Origin of the sequence: Haloglomus litoreum, from assembly GCF_029338515.1 — an archaeon.
Classification (GTDB): Archaea; Halobacteriota; Halobacteria; order Halobacteriales; family Haloarculaceae; genus Haloglomus; species Haloglomus litoreum.
Window position 1 is genome coordinate 982,441 of record NZ_CP119988.1, and the last position, 12,605, is coordinate 995,045.

At 71.1% G+C, this 12,605-nt stretch carries 16 protein-coding genes; 11 read left to right on the plus strand and 5 right to left on the minus strand.

Features of this window, described 5'->3' with window-relative positions; all coding sequences use genetic code 11:
• The first annotated feature begins 79 nt into the window (after nt 1-79).
• The 4 genes from P2T62_RS04875 to P2T62_RS04890 all read left to right on the plus strand — a co-directional run bounded on the left by P2T62_RS04875 (nt 80) and on the right by P2T62_RS04890 (nt 1,913).
• On the plus strand, nt 80-250 hold the full coding sequence (locus tag P2T62_RS04875; RefSeq protein ID WP_276260362.1) for an HVO_0758 family zinc finger protein: 171 nt from the start codon (nt 80-82) through the stop codon (nt 248-250).
• A gap of 169 nt (nt 251-419) precedes the next feature.
• On the plus strand, nt 420-767 hold the full coding sequence (locus tag P2T62_RS04880; RefSeq protein WP_276260363.1) for a hypothetical protein: 348 nt from the start codon (nt 420-422) through the stop codon (nt 765-767).
• Between the two features lie 3 nt (nt 768-770).
• Nucleotides 771-1,142 (plus strand): hypothetical protein, encoded by a 372-nt coding sequence (locus tag P2T62_RS04885; protein ID WP_276260364.1) that lies wholly within the window; start codon nt 771-773, stop codon nt 1,140-1,142.
• A gap of 60 nt (nt 1,143-1,202) precedes the next feature.
• On the plus strand, nt 1,203-1,913 hold the full coding sequence (locus P2T62_RS04890) for an HAD family hydrolase (RefSeq protein ID WP_276260365.1): 711 nt from the start codon (nt 1,203-1,205) through the stop codon (nt 1,911-1,913).
• Between the two features lie 12 nt (nt 1,914-1,925).
• Here P2T62_RS04890 and P2T62_RS04895 read toward each other — a convergent pair whose 3' ends face one another.
• Together P2T62_RS04895 and P2T62_RS04900 are read right to left on the minus strand one after the other, a co-directional pair.
• The gene (locus tag P2T62_RS04895) at nt 1,926-2,984 is read right to left on the minus strand and encodes a DUF7972 family membrane protein (RefSeq protein WP_276260366.1); all 1,059 of its coding nucleotides are present in this window, start codon (nt 2,982-2,984) and stop codon (nt 1,926-1,928) included.
• Between the two features lie 166 nt (nt 2,985-3,150).
• Nucleotides 3,151-3,990 (minus strand): PspA/IM30 family protein, encoded by an 840-nt coding sequence (locus tag P2T62_RS04900; protein ID WP_276260367.1) that lies wholly within the window; start codon nt 3,988-3,990, stop codon nt 3,151-3,153.
• 102 nt (nt 3,991-4,092) lie between these two features.
• Between P2T62_RS04900 and P2T62_RS04905 the strand changes: the two genes are divergently transcribed.
• Complete coding sequence (locus P2T62_RS04905) at nt 4,093-4,647, plus strand: HD domain-containing protein (RefSeq protein ID WP_276260368.1); 555 nt, start codon at nt 4,093-4,095, stop codon at nt 4,645-4,647.
• Nucleotides 4,648-4,712: 65 nt separating this feature from the next.
• Nucleotides 4,713-5,120 (plus strand): hypothetical protein, encoded by a 408-nt coding sequence (locus tag P2T62_RS04910; RefSeq protein WP_276260369.1) that lies wholly within the window; start codon nt 4,713-4,715, stop codon nt 5,118-5,120.
• Between the two features lie 231 nt (nt 5,121-5,351).
• On the opposite strand, the gene P2T62_RS04915 is transcribed toward P2T62_RS04910, so the two are convergent.
• Entirely contained in the window at nt 5,352-5,552 is a 201-nt protein-coding gene (locus P2T62_RS04915; RefSeq protein WP_276260370.1) for a hypothetical protein, read from the minus strand.
• Nucleotides 5,553-5,911: 359 nt separating this feature from the next.
• Entirely contained in the window at nt 5,912-7,036 is a 1,125-nt protein-coding gene (carA, locus tag P2T62_RS04920) for a glutamine-hydrolyzing carbamoyl-phosphate synthase small subunit (protein WP_276260371.1), read from the minus strand.
• A 132-nt stretch (nt 7,037-7,168) separates the two neighbouring features.
• Between carA and P2T62_RS04925 the strand changes: the two genes are divergently transcribed.
• Complete coding sequence (locus P2T62_RS04925) at nt 7,169-7,582, plus strand: Lrp/AsnC family transcriptional regulator (RefSeq protein ID WP_276260372.1); 414 nt, start codon at nt 7,169-7,171, stop codon at nt 7,580-7,582.
• A gap of 100 nt (nt 7,583-7,682) precedes the next feature.
• On the opposite strand, the gene P2T62_RS04930 is transcribed toward P2T62_RS04925, so the two are convergent.
• The gene (locus P2T62_RS04930) at nt 7,683-8,369 is read right to left on the minus strand and encodes a DUF7504 family protein (RefSeq protein WP_276260373.1); all 687 of its coding nucleotides are present in this window, start codon (nt 8,367-8,369) and stop codon (nt 7,683-7,685) included.
• Nucleotides 8,370-8,706: 337 nt separating this feature from the next.
• Between P2T62_RS04930 and idi the strand changes: the two genes are divergently transcribed.
• The 4 genes from idi (at nt 8,707) to P2T62_RS04950 (ending at nt 12,596) form a co-directional block, all read left to right on the plus strand.
• Complete coding sequence (gene idi, locus P2T62_RS04935; RefSeq protein WP_276260374.1) at nt 8,707-9,300, plus strand: isopentenyl-diphosphate Delta-isomerase; 594 nt, start codon at nt 8,707-8,709, stop codon at nt 9,298-9,300.
• Between the two features lie 142 nt (nt 9,301-9,442).
• The gene (locus P2T62_RS04940; RefSeq protein WP_420028410.1) at nt 9,443-10,474 is read left to right on the plus strand and encodes a tetratricopeptide repeat protein; all 1,032 of its coding nucleotides are present in this window, start codon (nt 9,443-9,445) and stop codon (nt 10,472-10,474) included.
• Nucleotides 10,471-10,767, plus strand: a complete 297-nt coding sequence (locus P2T62_RS04945) for a DUF424 domain-containing protein (RefSeq protein ID WP_276260375.1) — start codon at nt 10,471-10,473, stop codon at nt 10,765-10,767. Before P2T62_RS04940 ends, P2T62_RS04945 begins: the two co-directional genes overlap by 4 nt.
• A 74-nt stretch (nt 10,768-10,841) precedes the next feature.
• Nucleotides 10,842-12,596 (plus strand): sensor histidine kinase, encoded by a 1,755-nt coding sequence (locus tag P2T62_RS04950; protein ID WP_276260376.1) that lies wholly within the window; start codon nt 10,842-10,844, stop codon nt 12,594-12,596.
• Nucleotides 12,597-12,605 lie beyond the last annotated feature (9 nt).

The window sequence follows — 12,605 nt, forward strand, 5'->3', positions numbered from 1 at the left end:
GCCGGGCGGCGCCCGGCGGTGATTCCCGGGCCGACAGGTCGCCGCCGGGCTTTTGATAGGGGGTCGCATACGGACGAGTATGGAATCCGTACGCAAGGGCCTCCGCTCCGAGCAGATCACGAAGGACACGTACGAGCGGCTGGTGTGTGCGGAGTGTGGCGAGAACCTCGACACCCGGGACAACCCGGAGGGGCTCGGGAAGATCCGGCGGTGTCCGGAGTGCGGCCGCGAGTGGCAGCAGGTCGGATAGCGCAGGGGGCCGTGCCCCGGGCGGGTGGCCGTCGGTCGTCCCGGCCGAGGGTGTCGGTCGTCCCGGCCGAGGGGTGTCGGTCGTCCCGGCGGTCACCATCTCCCGGAGCGACCGACGCGTGTCGGACGGCCACCGAACGGTTTTGTGCCCGCGTCACCCAGATGAGGCAGTGAGTACCGTCGCGGAGTGGACAGACGCGCTCGCGGAGGCCGGGGAGCTGACGCCGGGCATCGTCGACCGCATCATCGGGGCGCACGGCACGCGCGGCCGGCGCGCCATCGAGGCGGTCGGGGAGCGACGCGTCAAGGAGTACCGCGACTTCACCGTCGTCGTCGGCCACAGCGAGGAGTACGTCGTCGAGGACGGCGCCTGCACCTGCGAGGACAGCCAGTACAACCTCGACGCCGACGACCCGGACGAGCTCTGCTGGCACGTCATCGCCGCGAAGATCGCCCCCCGAGTCGACGCCGTCGACCACCACGATATGTGGTACTCCGACGTGCGCGAGTTCATCTGAGCGATGGCCGGGAGCGAGCACGGGACGGGCGGGGACGACCAGCCGGAGTCCGGGAGCGGCGACCCCGGGTCGCCGGTCGTCCCGGTCCTGGGGCGGCCGCTGGTCCGCGCGGAGTTCTGGGCGATACTGCTGGCGGTCGCCGCACTCGCGTTCGGGAGCCTCGCGGCCGCCCGCGCCGCGGGCGCCGTCGGCGGTGACCCGCGGCTCATCGGGGCGGCGGCGCTGGCGCAGGCCAGCCTCGCCGCCCACTACGCCCGCCGACCGATGGGGTACGCTCGCGGAACGCTCCCCGTGCCGGGTCACTGGTACCGCATCGTGGCCGTCGTCGCCGTCGGGATGGCGGCCGGCGCCGTCGCGACGGTCGTCCTCGGGTGACTCATCGAGCGGTGCGCCGTGGCCCAACACTGATTGTCGGAGGGCCCCGAGAGCCACGCCATGTCCGGGTCCCCGACGACCGTCTGTTTCGACCTCGACGACACGCTGTGTCGCCCGGCGACACCACGGGACGAGCAGGTGGCGGCGCTGTTCCAGCGGGCGGACGTGGCGCCGTTCTTCGACGCGACGGACCTCCACCGTCGCGCGAGCGAGATCGACGCCGACTCCGAGGCGGCGTTCGCCCGGCGGCTGTTCGGCGGACTCGTCCGCGAGCAGGCACCACCGACCGTCGCCGGTGACGACCCCGACGCGGTGACGCGGGCACTCGTGACGGCCGCGGCCGAACTCGACGCCGAGCGCGACGCCTCCGACGTGGTCGCGGTCGAGGGGGCCCGAGCGGTGCTCGCCGACCTCGGGGAGACCCACCGGCTGGCGCTGGTCACCAACGGCGGCCGCGACCGGCAGCTCGCGAAGCTGGAGGCGCTGGACCTGGTCGATGCCTTCGACGCCCGGGTCTACGCCGAACCGGGCGAACCGGTCAAGCCGGACCCGGCCCCGTTCGAGCGGGCGCTCGACGCGGTGGCGGCGACGCCCGGGGAGACGGTCCACGTCGGGAACTCGCTGACCTCCGACGTCGGCGGCGCCCACAACGCCGGGCTGACGAGCGTCTGGCTCCCGGACGAGCACTCCCCCCGTGACGGGCCGGAGCCGCACCACCGCGTGGACGCGCTCCCGGAGGTGCCGGGGCTCGTCCGGGCGATGGGGGACTGAGCCCCCGACCGTTCACTCGCTGGTCTCCGTCGTCCCCTCGCGCTCGGTCTTCCGGAGGATGAACGGCCCGATGGAGAGGGTGCGGCCGGTGATGGTCGCGATGCGGAGGACGTACGACAGGAGGACGAGGAAGGGGAGGAGCGCCAGCGCCGTTGCCGTACAGACCACCAGGGCCGCGGCGTCGATGCCGATGGGCGTGGTCGGCGGGGCCGCCGAGGCGTCGAAGAAGGCCAGCACGGAGACCGTCACCACCAGCGACGGGAGCGACGCGAACAGCACCAGCCGCGACAGGTCGACCAGTTCCGACTGGAAGTAGAGCGTCTTGAAGTGCTCGCGTGCGGGCCCGAACAGCCGGAGGAGGTCCTCCAGTTCCTCGAGCACGTTGCGGGTCTCCTCGTCGAGTTCGTCCCCGTATGCCTTGCGGAGGCGCCGGGCACGGTAGAGCTTCCGGGAGTACTCGAAGTCCAGCGCCGCGTCGACGACGTCGTACCGTCCGAACGTCGCTCCGGAGAGTGAATCAATCACCTGGTCGGCGGCCGTCTTCACGCCGTCGGCGAGGTCCCGCACGCCCTTGCCCGCCTCGTCCTCGCGGTCCTCGCCGACGGCGTCACCCAGGTCATCGGCCCGGGAGGCGGCGGCCGCGACCATCGCCCGGAGGAACGCGGAGGGTTCGGCCGGCGCGACGGGGTCCTCGAGGTGGTCGGCCACGTCGCTCCGGAACTCCATCGCCCCGGCCATCCGCTCGCGCTGGTCGCCGGCCGCGCCCAGCTCCTGCGAGAGGACGAGCTGGTTCAGCGTCAGCACCAGCGTCACGCCCGTGACCGTGGCGCCGACGAGCGCCTGGAACAGCGTCTCGACGGGGTCGCCCGTCCGGACCGCGGCCTCCGCGCCGGGCACGACGATCACGACGAGCAGGAGCCCGGCCAGCAGCCCGGCCAGCAGCCCGGCCGTCACCAGCCGGCGGTCGGCCTCGACCAGCAGGTAGGAGAGTCTGGTGTCACGGCCGGCCCGCTCGGCGATGGTCTCCTCTGCGTCGGCACCCACGTCCGCCGTCGTCGCGCTGTCGCTCACGGCCACACCACCCGCCGGGTCGGCGACGACGCCACGCGATCCATACCCGGGAGGAGAGTCGTCAGCCTCTTAGTGATTGACGAAGCCGGGGATCGGCGGCTCCGGTCGAGAACGAGGTGCAGGCCGCGCGGCGCGTGACGCGAGTCCCGACGGGTGGTCGCCCCCGTCAGTTCGACTCGTCCTCGGCCTCCTCGTCCTCCTTCAGGTCGGCCAGCTCGGCCTCCAGCTCTGGATCGGCGGTCTCGTCCGTCTCGCCGGCGTCCCCACTCGCGGCGGACTCCTCCGCCGGCGACTCGACCTCGGTGCTCCCGCGCCCGGCCTCGGCCTTCAGCGTCTCCAGCTCGGCCTCGACCTCGCTGTCGGACCGCAACTCCCGCAGTTCGCGGTCGAGTTCGTCCTCGTCGGAGAGCGCCTCGTCGAACGCGCCGGTCTCGGTCAGCTCGTCCATCGCCTCGGCGCGGGCCTCCATCTCGTCGGTCCGGTCGCGGGCGCGCTCGATGGCGCGTGCGGTCTCCTCCATCTCGTCGCCGACGCCGGTCATCGCCTCGGAGACGCGGGCGCTGGCCTCGGCGGCCTCGTAGCGGGCCTTCATCGTCTCCTTCTCCGTGCGGAACCGCTCGATGCGCTCCTGCAGCTCGTCCTTCTTCTCGACGAGCCGGTCCTGGGTGCCCTGGAGGTCGGCGATCTGGGCCTCCAGGTCCTCGATCTGGGTCATCTTCTGCTTCTTCTTCTCCAGGGCTCGCCGCGCGAGGTCGTCACGGCCGGCGTTCACGGCGTCGCGTGCCTGCTGGTTGTGTTTCTCGACGTTCTCCTCCAGCCGGCGTTTCTGGATCTCGAGGCGCTTCTTCTGGGTGGTCAGGTCCGCGATACCCTGCTTGACGTCCTGCAGCTCGTCGCGCATCTTCTCGTAGCTGTAGTCCAGCGTCTCGGAGGGGTCCTCCTGGCTGGAGACGAGGGCGTTCAGCTTCGACCGGATGACGTACGAGGCCCGCGAGAGGATTCCCATAGTCGGGCGTTGGACGGCCGTGGGCATAAATTTCCCATGTCGCCCGGCCGGTCCAGCCCCCGCCGCCGATACGCCGAAGGGGACGGATGACGAGGTTCACCCATGGACGCCGCCCACGTCACGGACTGCTTCCCCGAACTGGACGCCATCGGCGACGACTCGCTCCAGGCTGGCGTCGTGGACGCCTGGCTCGTCGCCGCCGACGAGGGCGGGGTCGCGGACCTCCGCTCGTTCCCCTGGCTCCCGCCGACCGAGCGCGACCTGGGTATCGCGGGCGAGGAGACGCTCGTCGGACACGTCCGCGACGTGGTCGCGTGTGCCCGCGCGCTCGCCGACGCGCTCACGACCCGCCGCGGGACCGACGTGGACCGGGACCTGCTGGTCGCGGGCGCCCTGGTCCACGACGTGTCCAAACTCGTCGAGTTCGACGGGATGGAGCCAACGCCGACGTACGACCTGCTCGGCCACCCTCACTACGGCGTCCACCTCGTCGCCGCCGCCGGACTGCCGGTGGAGTGCTCGCATATCGTCCTCTCGCACACCTCGCGGACGACCGTCGAGCCGGCGTTCCTGGAGGCCCAACTCGTCCGGCGGGCCGACGAGGTGGCGGCCGACGCCATCCGTGCGGGCGCTGTCGACGACCTGCGCGAGGCCTGAGCCGCCGCGCGACGGCCCGCACGAGCGACCGACAAGGATTAGCGCACGGCCCGCCGATGACGGGTATGGCAGACGACGAGGCCGACGTGGAGGTGGACCTGAAGCAGCGGCAGATGCGGCTGATGGGCGTCGGCTCCGCGCTCGCGGGGGTCCTCTTCCTCGCGGCGGCGACGATCAACGACGCACCCTACGGACCGATGGTCGGGGTCCTGGGCTTTCTCGGCATCGCGATGATGGTCTTCGAGTACACGGAGAACATGCAGCGCGGCATCTCGCTGGGGTTCCTCGTCAGCGGCGTCCTCGTGTGGCTCTACCCGGTCGTGGTGCCGGCCTCGCAGCGCTCGGCCATCTTCCTGGGGGCGCTGCTCGCGCTGGCGGGCGTATTCAACTTCGTGTTCGCGCAGTTCTCGGACCGGCTGCAGGCGTTCGGCGCGCGGCTGGGCGGTGGCGACGAGGACGCCGAGGAGGCGTGAGGCAGGCGATCACCACCGCTTCTGCGCCGAACGCGCCTCCCGAATCCGGATCCCGGAACCCGTATCGAGATGGGGTGTCGGGTGGAGACGTTCATCCGACTCTCCGCGTTCTGGGGTCCCACGTCTTCCGGTGACCCCTTTCCCGAGCGCACCTACTGGTGTGCAGTGAACGCACCGAGAGAGGTCGAGGCCGCTGTCCGGCCGGCAGCTCACTCCGATGGAACTCGTGCGCTAGCTGGCGGCCTCGGACCGGCTGGCATCAGTTCCACCCTCCAGCCACTGCACCAGGTAGTCGACGATGAGCCAGACACCGGCCAGTAACGCCACTACCGTTCCAGGTTCGTTCGCATTCGGCGTGGTGACAGCCAGCGCCAGAACGAGAACGGCGGTACATCGCCGAATCGTCCGCCGCGTCCGCTCGGCCTCGTTCATGTCGGAATCGTCCGACCCCTTCGGGGATAAAACACGGGTTCGTCCCGGTCGGTAACCCGGAGTCGTCCTGTCCACAACGATGCGGCTGGCGACGATGGCCGCTTCCCCGATGCGGGGACCGACCACGTCGCGTCCCGCCGGAGGGCGTGACGACGACGTTCGGGCCGTCGCTCTCACCGCCGGGACCGCCGGAAGCCGGCAGCATCCCCTCTCTACGTGTGTCGGGGCGGACGATCCCCCGGCATCGTCGAGAAACGTATCGCCGGCGCTCACGGGGACGAGGCCCTCGTACAGGCCGTCAGAAATCGAGAATCGCTACCGACGGCGGGTCGCGGCCGGTACGGCCCCTCGGGGGCGTCCTACTGCGTCGCCCGCGTCGGGGCGCCGGTCGTGCCGGCGTCGGTCTCGTAGCCCGCGAGCGCGAGCACGTCGTCGAAGAAGTCCAGCGAGTCGTTCGGGCCGGGGTTGGCCTCGGGGTGGTACTGGCGCGTGATGATGTCCAGTTCGTCGGACTCGAGTCCCTCGGGGGTGTCGTCGTTGACGTTGATCTGCGTGACCTCGAGCTGGTCGCCGGGCTCGTCGACGGTGTAGCCGTGGTTCTGCGTGGTCATCACGACGCGCCCGGAGCGGAGGTCGCGGACCGGCTGGTTGACGCCCCGGTGCCCGAACTCCATCTTCGTCGTGGAGCCGCCCAGCGCGTTGGCGACGACCTGCTGGCCCAGGCAGATGCCCGCCAGCGGCAGGTCGCCGACGTACTCGTCGACGAGCGCGGCGGCGGCCTCGAAGTTCTCCGGGTCGCCGGGGCCGTTCGAGACGAACAGGAGGTCCGGGTCGACGTGCTCGACGTCCGCGACCGTCGCGTCGTAGGGGAGGACCTCGACGACGGCGTCGCGCTCAACGAGTGAGCTGATGATGCTCCCTTTCGCGCCGCAGTCGACGAGGGCGACGGTCGGGCCGTCGCCGTCGGCGTTGTGGGTCTCGCGGTCGGGGACGCTGACCTGCGAGCCGATGTCGGTGTGGTCGCTCATCGCGACGCACTGCGCCAGCTCCTCCTTCGCGGCCTCGGGGGAGGCATCCGGGCCCGCGGAGATGCCACACTTCATGGCCCCCTCCTCGCGGATGCCCGTGACGAGGTCGCGGGTGTCGAGGTGGTCGACCGCGGGGACGCCCTCGTCGGCGAGCCACTCGGCCACGTCCGCGGTGAACTCGCGGGCGACCGCGGCGCGCGGGTGGACGCGGTCGGACTCGAAGCGTTCCTCCCGGACCCCGTAGTTCCCGATGAGCGGGTAAGAGAACGTGAGGATCTGCTCCTCGTAGGACGGGTCGGTGAGTGACTCCTCGTAACCGGTGTAGGCGGTCGTGAACACGAGTTCGCCGCGGGTGCGACCGGGTGCGCGGCTCCGAGCCTCCACGACCCGGCCCCCCTCGATGGCCACGTACGCGGTCGGGTGCTCGTCGCCGTCGGCGGTTGCGGCGTCGGTCATTACGATGCTCGTATCGTCGCCCCCGGAATAACCGTTGCGTTCGAAGCCAGATTACGAATTTCGTAATCGGTAAGTGTCCCCCCCGGGTACGCTCGCATCTCAGCGGCCAGCGGACACACACCTGCTACGACCATGGACAGCCTGGATCGGGAGATACTCGCCATCCTCCGGCGGGACTCGCGCACGCCGTACACGGAGATCGCCGACGAGGTCGGCACCAGCGAGGGGACCGTCCGGAACCGGGTGGACCGGATGCTGGACCAGGGCGTCATCGAGCGGTTCACCGTCGCCACCCGGACGGGGAACGTGAAGGCGATGATCGAGATCGACGTGGCCGTCGACGTCGACACGACGGAGATGTCCGACGACATGGCCGACTGGTCGGAGGTCGACTTCGTCTGGCAGGTCTCCGGCGAGGAGGACATGGTGCTCGTGGCCGACACCGCCGACACGGACGCGCTGAACGCGCTCATAACCCGTGCGAGGGAGCTGGACGAGGTCGTCTCGACGAAGACACGGCTCATCCTGGACGAGAAACTGGGCTGACGGGTCCGGATCGACCACGAGCGGCGCGTCCGCTCGTGGTCGTGACGAACGGGTGGACCCGAACCCTGAACTGTGGGTCCGGCGGTGGATGGGGACGTGCTCAGACCGACTCGCTCGCGGCGCCGGGGGCGGCCGACTCGGGGCCCTCCTGGTGGAGGTCCCACTCGCCCGTCGGCGGCAGGCCGTCCTCGACGTAGCAGGCCGCGTCGGCCAGGTCGAGTAGCCCGTCCAGCCACTCGTGGTCCGGTGCGACCGGGAGGTGGGCGTGGACGACCGCGTTCGTCTCGAGGGCAGCGACACGGAGTTCGAGCAGGAACCGCTCCAGCTCGAACCGGTCGTCGGTCAGCGAGGTCACGTCGCGCAGGCAGACGACGGGTCGCCCCTCGTCGCGGGCCGCGACGATCTCCATCGCGTCGGAGACGGCGGCGCCGAGCGCGCGGAGCGAGCCGTTGACCTGATCGACGGCGGCCCGGGTCGGGATGCCGTCGAACCGGCCGTCGTGGTCCGGGCCACGCGAGGTCCGGATGACCCGGACCCCGGCGCCCTTCGGGACGGCGTCGACGTGGTGTTTCACGGACGGCAGCGTCCGTGCGGGACTCACGAAGAGGTGGTGGTCCTCCTCGGGAGTCCGTGCGTGCAGTCGTGAACTCGCGGTCGCGTGCGCCGGCGACTCCTCGCCGACGAACAGCGCGAGACAGCCCTGTGCGCCGAGTCGCCGCAGCTCGGTCTCCTCGGAGCCGATCTCCCCGCGGCCCACACCGCCGGTGTCCACAGCTTCGTGTAGCATCCGTGCTCACTCTAGCGGCTACGGTGATAAAATACTGTGTACTAACCTTCTAGAGTTGTGCTCTCGACGCGGCCGGTCCCGGCGTAGGGAGGGCTTACTCGGCTCCACGTCAAACACCCACATGCGGGCTGCTCGGGGGGTCGAGCTGTCGATCCCCGCCAGCGGCCCGGCCGACCAGCGGACCGTCGTGGGAGTCGTTCGCATCCGGCGGGCCACCACCCACCCGGAACGACGCCCGGAAGTATTCGGTCATTTATATGCTACGACCACTGGCGTTCCGGACGGAATCCGCCCCGGAAGCCGAAGCGGTCTTAAGGTGAACGGGCAAGCGACCACCATGAGCAGCGACGAGATCGACCCCGGCGGCGTCACCTCGGGCGCCGACGCCGACCACGAGAACGCCGAGCAGGAGGTCATCGTCGTCGACGAGAACGACACCGAACAGGGACTGGCCAACCGACTGGAGGCCCACACCGGCGACGGAATCCGGCATCGGGCGTTCACCGTCCTCGTCTTCGACCGCGAGGGGAACGTGCTGCTGGCCCAGCGCGCCGCCGACAAGCGGCTCTGGGACACCCACTGGGACGGCACCGTCGCCTCGCACCCCGAGGAGGGCCAGAGCCAGAAGGACGCGACCCGCCAGCGCCTCGAGGAGGAACTGGGCGTCACCCCCGACCAGTACGACGACCTCCGCATCACGGACAAGTTCGAGTACAAGCGCTACTACCTCGACCAGGGCCTCGAGTGGGAGGTCTGTGCCGTCCTGAAGTGCACCCTGGAGGACCGTACCCTCGACCCCGACCCCGAGGAGGTCGGTGGCTGGATGTGGGTCCCCTACCAGCATTTCCACGAGAACCAGAAGCAGTACCGACAGCTCCGTCTCTGCCCGTGGTTCGAGATCGCGATGCGGCGCGACTTCCAGGCGGAGTAGGTCGCCGCCCGGCTCGCGGCCGCGACTCCGTTGTGGGGCCGGCACGGCTCCCACGTGACGCGTGCCGATGTCGCTCGGCGTGACCCGCGCCGACGCGACCCTGACGCAAGCCTTACCCCCGCGAACCGCCAACCCCGGCGTAATGACCGACGACGACCAGGAGGAGGCGACGGCGCCGGAGGACGCCACGCCGCCCGTCCCCCCGGGCCAGGAGGACGAGGGCGGCGGTGACGACGAGGACGCCCCGGCGGCCGGCGGTGGTAGCCACGAGTTCTCCGGCGGCCAGGGGTTCGGTGACCCGTACGAGGAGGGGTTCGATCTCGAACCGCCGGAGCTGAAGGTGGACGCCGGCAAGGTCGACCCCGTCGACTCCCGGGTCGTGGCCGACACGCTCGACGACCGGCAGGTCGGCGCCGACCAGGTCGACGCCGACGACCTGCTCGACGTGGGCCTCTCGTACATGCGCATCAACCGCCACGAGCAGGCCGCCGACGCGTTCGAGCGTGTCGCCCGTTTCACCGACGACGAGCGCCTCGAACAGGAGGCCTGGGTGAACAAGGGTGTCGCCCACGCCGAACTGGAGGAGTGGGACCAGGCCATCGGCTCGCACCGGGAGGCGCTCCGCATCGACGGCGACAACGACCACGCCGCCAGCGCGCAGACGAACCTGGCGTACGCGCTGTACGAGGCCGGCCAGGGCGAGCAGGCGCTCGAACACGCCGAGAAGGCCGTCGAACTCGACCCGCGCTTCGCCCAGGCGTGGTACAATCGCGGGTTCTTCCTGCTGGAGCGGGGCCTCGCCGAGGACGCGCTCAACGCGTTCGACAACGCGCTCCGGCTGGGCTTCCGGAACACGGAGATCCTGGAGGAGAAGGCCCGCGCGCTCGACGAACTCGGCCAGTACGACCGTGCCGAGGAGGTCGCCTCCGAGGCCGAGGAACTGCGCAAGCAGGCCGAGCAGGACCTCGTCGACGAGCACGGCCGCGGCGGTGCGACGGGCGGTGCTCCTGGCGGGGCGGCCGGTGGCGGGCAGGCCCCGGGCGGCGCCGGTGGTGAGGCTCCCGGCGGCCCCGGCGGCGGGCTGGCCGAGGAACTCGCAGAGGAGTTCGCGAGCGAGCCGAGCGGGAGTGAACCGGCCGAGGACGAGCGCGACCGCGAGCGCCTGGACGAATGACGCTCCTCCTGAACGAGCGGGAGACGCCGGAGGGAACCATCGTGGCGGTCTGTGACGAGGCGACGCTGGGCGAGTCGTACGCGAACGGCCGCGTGTCGCTCACCGTGACCGAGGAGTTCTACGGCGGCGAGGTCGCCGACGACGAGACGGTGCTGGCGGCGCTGGCCCGCGCCTCGACGGCGAACCTCGTCGGGGAGCAGGCCGTCGAGACGGCCATCGAGGGCGGCTTCGTCGATCCGGAGAACGTCCTCGACCTCGACGGCACCGTCCACGCACAGTACGTCCGGTTCTGAGTGACGGAGCGGTTTCGGGCGGCGAAAGTGGTCACTAGGTATAAACTGACTGACCCCTCAGTTCCGACCGAGAGATGGTCGATTCGACAGCGGCGAGTGTCTCGCTGCTGTACGCCGTGGCGACGGCCCTCCCAGCGCTGTTGCTGGGGTATGCCCTCCGTACCCGGCGGGATTCGCCGACAGCCCGGGCGTTCGCGGCGACGATGGGGGGACTCATCTGCTGGTCGGGTGCCTACCTGCTTCGGCTGTTCGTCGACGGCACCGCCCAGTTCGCCCTGACCGTCGCCGCCTTCGTCGGCGTCGCCGGCGTCCCGGTCGCCCTCCTGACCTTCACCCTCCGCTACACCGACCGCGAGCGCTACGTCACCGCGAACACGGTGGCGCTCCTGTCGGTCCTCCCGGCGACGACCGTGCTGGTGCTGGCCACGAACCCGCTCCACGGACTGTTCTACCGCTCGATGGGCGCCGCCGCCGTGGGGTCGCTGTCGACGATCACGGCCGAGGCCGGGCCGTGGTTCTGGGTCCACACGGCCTACAGCTACGGCCTGCTCGCGGTCGCGTCGGCGCTCCTGGTGGCGTTCGGGGTGAGCCGACGACGGCTGTACCGGGCGCAGGCGGCCGGCCTCATCCTGGGGGTGTTCGTGGCGTGGGCGACGAACGCCGCGTTCCTGGTCGGGCTCACCCCGTTCCCCGACATCGACCTCACGCCGGTCGGGCTGGCTGCGGGCGTGACCTGCCTCGGCGTCGCGGTGTTCCGGGCCCGCCTCGTCGACGTGACCCCCATCGCCCGGAACGCGGTGGTCGAGGCGCTCGACGACGGGGTCGTCGTCATCGAGGGCGGACGGATCGTGGACGCGAACCCCGCTGCCCGTGCCATCCTCCGGGTGGAGGCGCCCGTCGGCGAGGCGGCCGCCGCCGCGCTCCCGGGGCCCGTGGTGGATGCCGCACGGCGTGGCGTCCAGACCGCGGACGGCGGCGAGGGCGTCGTCGACATCGTCCAGGACGGGAAGCGCCGGTGGTACCGCGTCCGGGCCATCCCGCTCGACCGCGGGGGCGTCGCCGGGAGCGACCGGGCGCAGGTGCCGCTGTCGACCGCCATCGACGCCGGTCGCGAGGGGCCCCCCGCGACGGTCCTGCTGCTGACGGACGTGACCGCCCGCCGACACCACCTCCGCCGGCTCCGCAAGCAGAACGAACAGCTGGAGGAGTTCGCCGCCGCCGCCGCACACGACCTCCGGAACCCGCTGAACGTCATCGACGGCTACACCGAGCTGGCCCGCGAGTCCGGCGACCCCGCCCACTTCGACCGCATCGAGCAGGCATCCGACCGGATGAGTCGGCTCGTCGAGGACCTGCTCGCGCTCGGTCGCCGGGGGCGGCTGGTCGAGTCGACGAGCGCGGTGTCGCTCCCGGAGGTCGCCGAGCGGGCCTGGCAGAGCATCGAGTCCCAGGACGCCACGCTGGCGGTCAGTGCGAGTGACACCGTTCCGGCGGACGCGGACCGGCTGGTGCAGCTGCTGGAGAACCTCTTCGCCAACGCGGTCCAGCAGGACCCGGGGGTGACCGTGACGGTGGGTCGGATGCCGGACGGGTTCTACGTCGCCGACGACGGCCCCGGCATCCCCCAGGACGAGCGCGAGCAGGTGTTCGATTACGGCTACACCACCCGGGAGACGGGGAGCGGCTTCGGGCTGTCCATCGTCGAGACGGTCGCCGACGCCCACGGCTGGGAGGTCCAGGTCACCGAGAGCGAGGACGGTGGTGCCCGCTTCGAGATCACCGGCGTCACCGGGTTCGACGACGTCCCGGAGCCGGTCAGTGCGGACTGACCGACGGGG

Excerpts from the sequence above, each read along its gene's own strand:
- P2T62_RS04875 (WP_276260362.1), top strand. The coding sequence starts at position 80 with ATGGAATCCGTACGCAAGGGCCTCCGCTCCGAGCAGATCACGAAGGAC.
- P2T62_RS04885 (WP_276260364.1), top strand. The coding sequence starts at position 771 with ATGGCCGGGAGCGAGCACGGGACGGGCGGGGACGACCAGCCGGAGTCC.
- P2T62_RS04890 (WP_276260365.1), top strand. The coding sequence starts at position 1,203 with ATGTCCGGGTCCCCGACGACCGTCTGTTTCGACCTCGACGACACGCTG.
- P2T62_RS04900 (WP_276260367.1), bottom strand. The coding sequence starts at position 3,990 with ATGGGAATCCTCTCGCGGGCCTCGTACGTCATCCGGTCGAAGCTGAAC.
- P2T62_RS04905 (WP_276260368.1), top strand. The coding sequence starts at position 4,093 with ATGGACGCCGCCCACGTCACGGACTGCTTCCCCGAACTGGACGCCATC.
- P2T62_RS04910 (WP_276260369.1), top strand. The coding sequence starts at position 4,713 with ATGGCAGACGACGAGGCCGACGTGGAGGTGGACCTGAAGCAGCGGCAG.
- P2T62_RS04915 (WP_276260370.1), bottom strand. The coding sequence starts at position 5,552 with ATGAACGAGGCCGAGCGGACGCGGCGGACGATTCGGCGATGTACCGCC.
- carA (WP_276260371.1), bottom strand. The coding sequence starts at position 7,036 with ATGACCGACGCCGCAACCGCCGACGGCGACGAGCACCCGACCGCGTAC.
- P2T62_RS04925 (WP_276260372.1), top strand. The coding sequence starts at position 7,169 with ATGGACAGCCTGGATCGGGAGATACTCGCCATCCTCCGGCGGGACTCG.
- P2T62_RS04930 (WP_276260373.1), bottom strand. The coding sequence starts at position 8,369 with ATGCTACACGAAGCTGTGGACACCGGCGGTGTGGGCCGCGGGGAGATC.
- idi (WP_276260374.1), top strand. The coding sequence starts at position 8,707 with ATGAGCAGCGACGAGATCGACCCCGGCGGCGTCACCTCGGGCGCCGAC.
- P2T62_RS04940 (WP_420028410.1), top strand. The coding sequence starts at position 9,443 with ATGACCGACGACGACCAGGAGGAGGCGACGGCGCCGGAGGACGCCACG.
- P2T62_RS04945 (WP_276260375.1), top strand. The coding sequence starts at position 10,471 with ATGACGCTCCTCCTGAACGAGCGGGAGACGCCGGAGGGAACCATCGTG.
- P2T62_RS04950 (WP_276260376.1), top strand. The coding sequence starts at position 10,842 with ATGGTCGATTCGACAGCGGCGAGTGTCTCGCTGCTGTACGCCGTGGCG.